At 31.5% G+C, this 5,129-nt stretch carries 2 protein-coding genes; both read left to right on the top strand.

Annotation, left to right across the window (positions count from 1 at the left end; translation table 11 throughout):
- On the top strand, positions 1-1,247 hold a 1,247-nt coding region (locus QZ357_RS04540), incomplete at its 5' end, for a Na+/H+ antiporter NhaC family protein (protein ID WP_290772374.1).
- Positions 1,248-1,681: 434 nt separating this feature from the next.
- Positions 1,682-4,669, top strand: coding sequence for a glucosaminidase domain-containing protein (locus tag QZ357_RS04535; protein WP_290772371.1), 2,988 nt, complete (start codon positions 1,682-1,684; stop codon positions 4,667-4,669).
- The last annotated feature ends 460 nt before the right edge of the window (positions 4,670-5,129 follow it).

Genomic DNA, 5,129 nt, shown 5'->3' with positions numbered 1-5,129 from the left:
CTGCCGCTTTCGGTAACTGGGCAGGGAAGAGGATAAAATCTCGTGTCGGAGCTCAAATAGCAACAATTATTTTAGGAGTAATGATATTCGTTGATGACTATTTTAACTGCTTGACTGTGGGAAGTGTAATGAGACCTATAACCGATAAACATAAGGTTTCGCGTGCAAAGCTTGCGTATCTTATAGATGCAACTGCGGCACCTGTTTGTATAATAGCGCCTATTTCTTCATGGGCAGCTGCAGTAACAGGGTTTGTAAAAGGAGCTGATGGGTTTTCTATTTTTATAAATGCAATTCCTTACAACTTTTATGCTCTTTTAACCATAGTAATGATGTTTAGTTTGGTTCTTTTAAAAGTTGACTTCGGTTCTATGAAAAAACATGAAGAGAATGCCGCAAAGGGTGATTTACATTCTTTGATTAATGCAGGATATCTTGAAGAAGAAGAAAAAGAAGTTAATGAAAAGGGTAAAGTAATAGATTTGGTTCTTCCTGTTGTTGTATTAATTATATGTTGTGTAACAGGTATGCTTTACAGTGGAGGATTTTTTGCCGGAACAGGCTTTGTTGAAGCTTTCTCAAATAGTGACGCTTCTGTAGGTCTTTCTCTTGGAAGTGTATTTGCACTTATTTTTACAATAGCTATGTATGTTGTAAGAAGAGTTATAAGTTTTAATGATTGTATGGAATGTATTCCAGAAGGATTTAAAGCAATGGTTCCTGCAATACTTATTTTAACTTTTGCTTGGTCTTTAAAAGCAATGACTGACAGTCTTGGAGCTGCTGTTTTTGTTGAAGGTATAATGAAAGGAAGTGCTGCAGGATTTATGAACTTCTTGCCGGCAATTATCTTCTTGGTAGGTTGTTTCCTTGCTTTTGCAACCGGTACTTCTTGGGGGACTTTTGGTATACTTATTCCTATAGTTGTACAAGTATTTGCAAATTCAAATCCTCAGCTTATGATTATTTCTATTTCTGCTTGTATGGCAGGGGCGGTTTGCGGAGACCACTGTTCTCCTATTTCGGATACTACGATTATGGCTTCTGCGGGGGCACAGTGTAATCATGTAAATCACGTATCAACACAGCTTCCTTATGCTATTACAGCTGCTGCCGTTTCTTTTGTTACATATATTGTTGCCGGATTTACCCAATCTGCATGGATTTCTCTTCCATTCGGTATTATATTGATGTTGGCGACATTATTGATAATAAAAAAGAATAACGGTAAAAGCCAAACAGAATAAATGCTTGGAATAGACGATAAACATTAAAAAAAAAAGAGACAATTATTTATGTCTCTTTTTTTATTTTATTATTATATTATATTATATTAACTTTATACTGTGTTAAATAAATCAAAGGCATTATTATTCTGATTAGTTTTATTATCTCTGATGATGTAAGTTTATTTTAATTTCATAGTGATAATGAAGTTATTATGTACTTATATAAAAATTACAATATATTATATGTTACAAAAAGTCGCATCAACATTTAATATGTTTTTATAATGGTATATATACGTAATATGTATACAATATATAGCGCATATATGTACTTTTATGTGAAATTTATGTGTATTATGTAATTTTTAATTGAAAAAAAATGGTAAATATAGTATATTTAGGATACATTAATGTGTAAATTTACAGTATTGCAACAATAAGGAGATAAAGAAATGACCGGATTAAAAAAATCATTAAGTATTGTGTTTTGTACAGCAATTTGTGTATCTTTAATTTCTCTTGTGGGGAGTACGTCATATATTCAAGCTTCTGAAAGTTCGCTCAAAGATGAAAATAAAAGTAAACTTGAAGAAGTAACCGGTGTCGATAAAGACGGTGATGTTTTTCTTGTTGATGAAGATATAAAAGATGAAAATAATATTAAAGAAAGAATATCTGTTTTCAGTGCAAAGAGTTCTTCTGATAAAATTGTTAATTTTAGAACAAAGGGTAATGCCGTAACTAATTTTACAGAAGTTTCTACAGGTGTTTCCGGTTATACAAACGGAGCTTACGGAGCTGATGCTGCTTATCTTGGTACGAGCAACGGTAAAGTTAAATTTATGCTTTCAGGTGTAGTAGGATGGGTAGATGCAGATGATGTACAAGTTGTTAATTTTTCCAGTGCTAAATCTTCTAGTTGTTATAAGGTATCGGGAGGACGTTTGATACATTATATAACATGTGATATGACTACACCTGGACATGCTACATCTCTTGATAATGGTGTGGCACCTTCTTATTTAAAGAGCGGTACTACTTATTACAGTTATGATGGACATTATTTTTATACAAGCTACAGTAAAATGATTGCGGATTATCAAAAAAATACGAGAAGTAATTCGGTAAATAAAAGCAATCCTTATTATAATTACTATCAATATCTTCCTTTGAGAAGTAAAACTTCGTACTCTGACAGTTCTTTAAATACTTTATTAAATGAAAGAATCAAAGATTATACTTCTTCATCATCTAAAATGAAGAGTACAGCAAGTACTTTTACTAAATATCAGGATAAATACGGGGTAAATGCTTTATTGATGATTGGTGTTGCTGGTAACGAAAGTGCATGGGGAACGAGTTCGATTTGTAAGAGCAAGAATAATCTTTTCGGGTTAAATGCCGTGGATTCTTCACCGGGAACCAGTGCAAGTACATATGCAAGTATTGATGAATGTATCAAACAATTTGCAGAATCTTATATGTCAAAAGGGTATTTAAATCCTAATGACTGGAGAATGAAAGGTGGATTTTTAGGTAATAAAGGAAGTGGTATTAACGTAAGTTATGCATCTGATCCATATTGGGGTGAAAAAGCTGCAAATATGGCTTATTCTTTGGATAAAAACGGAGGAAGAAAAGATCAAGGTAAATATACAATAGGTATAAAAGATACAATTAATACTACGCATAACAGTGTGAATGTACGAAATACCGCAAGTACGTCTTCTAGTTCAAAAGTTTTGTATAATACTGATACATATTCTAATTATGCGGTTCTTATTTTAAACAGCAAAGCAACCAATTCATTTTATAAAATTCAAAGTGAACCTGTTTTAAATTCATCAAGAACTGCAATAAGCAGCAGCGGATCATATAATTTTGATAAAATGTATGCTTATATTTCGTCTGATTATGTACAAATAGTTAATAAAGGCAAGGATATTGCAGACGAAAAAAAATCGTTATCATCAATTTCAATTGTAACGGCACCAAAGAAAACTTCATATACAGAGGGTGATAAATTTAATCCTGAAGGAATGGTTGTTAAGGCAAAATTCAGTGACGGAACATCAAGTGATGTGACAAAAAATATAAAATATTCTACGGATGCATTAAAAGCCGGAGCAACAAGCATTGATATCAAATATACATATGATGGTGTTACCAAAAGTACATCTCAAAAAATTACCGTTAAGGAAAAAGTTGTCGTAACGGTAGATAAAGTTTTAATCAATCCTGAAAAGATTGATTTGAATAAGGGGGAAAGTAAAACTTTCGGTGTATCTGTAACAGGAAAAGGAAACCCTTCTAAAGATGTAAAATGGAGTGTAAGCGGAGAGAAAAGTTCGGATACAAAAATAAGCTCTACAGGGTTGTTAAAAGTTGCATCTGATGAAACAGCAAAAACATTGACTGTTAAAGCGGTTTCTTCTGTTGATACTTCAAAAAGCGCAACAGCTGTAGTTAATGTAGTTGAAAAAGGAAATGATTCAGAAGTTACAGATCCAGGTGACAATGGAGAAGATGATTCACAAGTAAATAAACCTGATAATGGTAATGAAGATGTGACAAAGCCTGAAGAAGATAATGGTAATACCGATAATGATGGTGAAGGAGTGACAAAACCTGAAGAAGATAACGACGGTAATACCGATAATAGCAATAACAGTGATAATAATACTGTAGAAGAAGAACAACGACTTGAAAATAAGGAAATGGGTATTTCTGTGGAAGGTGTGCTTCCTGAAAATACAATACTTAATGTAAAAGAAATAGATGAAAGCAATGAAAACTATGAAGAACTAACAGAAGAAGTTCAGAATAATACTATTTTGGGTGTTTATGATATTTCTTTAAGTAATGAGCTTGAAAATGGAGAAAGTGTTGAACTTGGATTTAATGTCGGCGAAAAATATGAAGGCAAAGATGTTATAGTACTTCATTATAACGAAGTTGACGGAGTAATTTTTACGGAAACTTATAATGCTGTGGTTAAAGATGGAAATATAACCGTAGAAGTGGATGGATTTTCTCCTTATGTTGTAGCACTTGACGACGCTCAAAGTAATATTAGTAATAACGAAAATAATAATCAGAATGGTTCAGGATCGTCTTCAAATGGCAATAATAATGTTAATGTCGATAAAAATGATTCTATAAATGATAATAATAACATATCGTCGGATAAAAATACTGATGATAATGGAGAAGTTCAAAAGAATAGTACTTCTGTTTCAAGTGTAAAATCCGACAGTAAAGATTCTGTAGGTTATTCGACTGATACAAAGGATAAAAAACAAGATAATAACTCTACATCTGTTAAAACTGCGGATGAAAGTGATATTGTTTTTTGGAGTATGTTATTTATTATTTCTTCGGTATCCGTACTATCAGCACTATTTGTTTTGAATAGAGACAAAAAGCATTTTAGAAATTAATATTGCATAAATTCCTATATGAAGTAAATAATTAATATATTTACTTCATATACTAAAGTTATTTTGTAATATATCCGTTGATATATTTAAAGAATGCTCAGAAAATTTATAAGAGTGACATTAAATGAATAAACAGGAAATGTAAATATTGATTTTTATATATTATAAACTCTGCTAAAAAGCAGAGTTTTTCTTTGTTTAATTAAAAATAATTTTTTAGTATATAAAATTGTTTGAATATTGAAAAAAATCAGAAATTATGGTAAAATTAAAAGGCTATTATTGGTAGTAATATAATAAATTAAAGGGGTATGTGATTATGAAAAGAAAATTGACAGCAGTTCTTGTTCTTGTAATTGTTGCAGGAATGACTTTATTCGGATGCGGAAGTAAAGAAGCAGATGTTAAAAATGACGAAAATACATTTGTTGTTGGTTTTGATGCCGAATTTCCTCCATAC

Origin of the sequence: Anaerofustis sp., assembly GCF_019420015.1 — a bacterium.
In the GTDB taxonomy this organism is placed as follows: Bacteria; Bacillota; Clostridia; order Eubacteriales; family Anaerofustaceae; genus Anaerofustis.
Note: the sequence above shows the minus strand (reverse complement) of the source record. Positions and strands in the feature narration are given on the sequence as shown.

Excerpts from the sequence above, each read along its gene's own strand:
- QZ357_RS04535 (WP_290772371.1), top strand. The coding sequence starts at position 1,682 with ATGACCGGATTAAAAAAATCATTAAGTATTGTGTTTTGTACAGCAATT.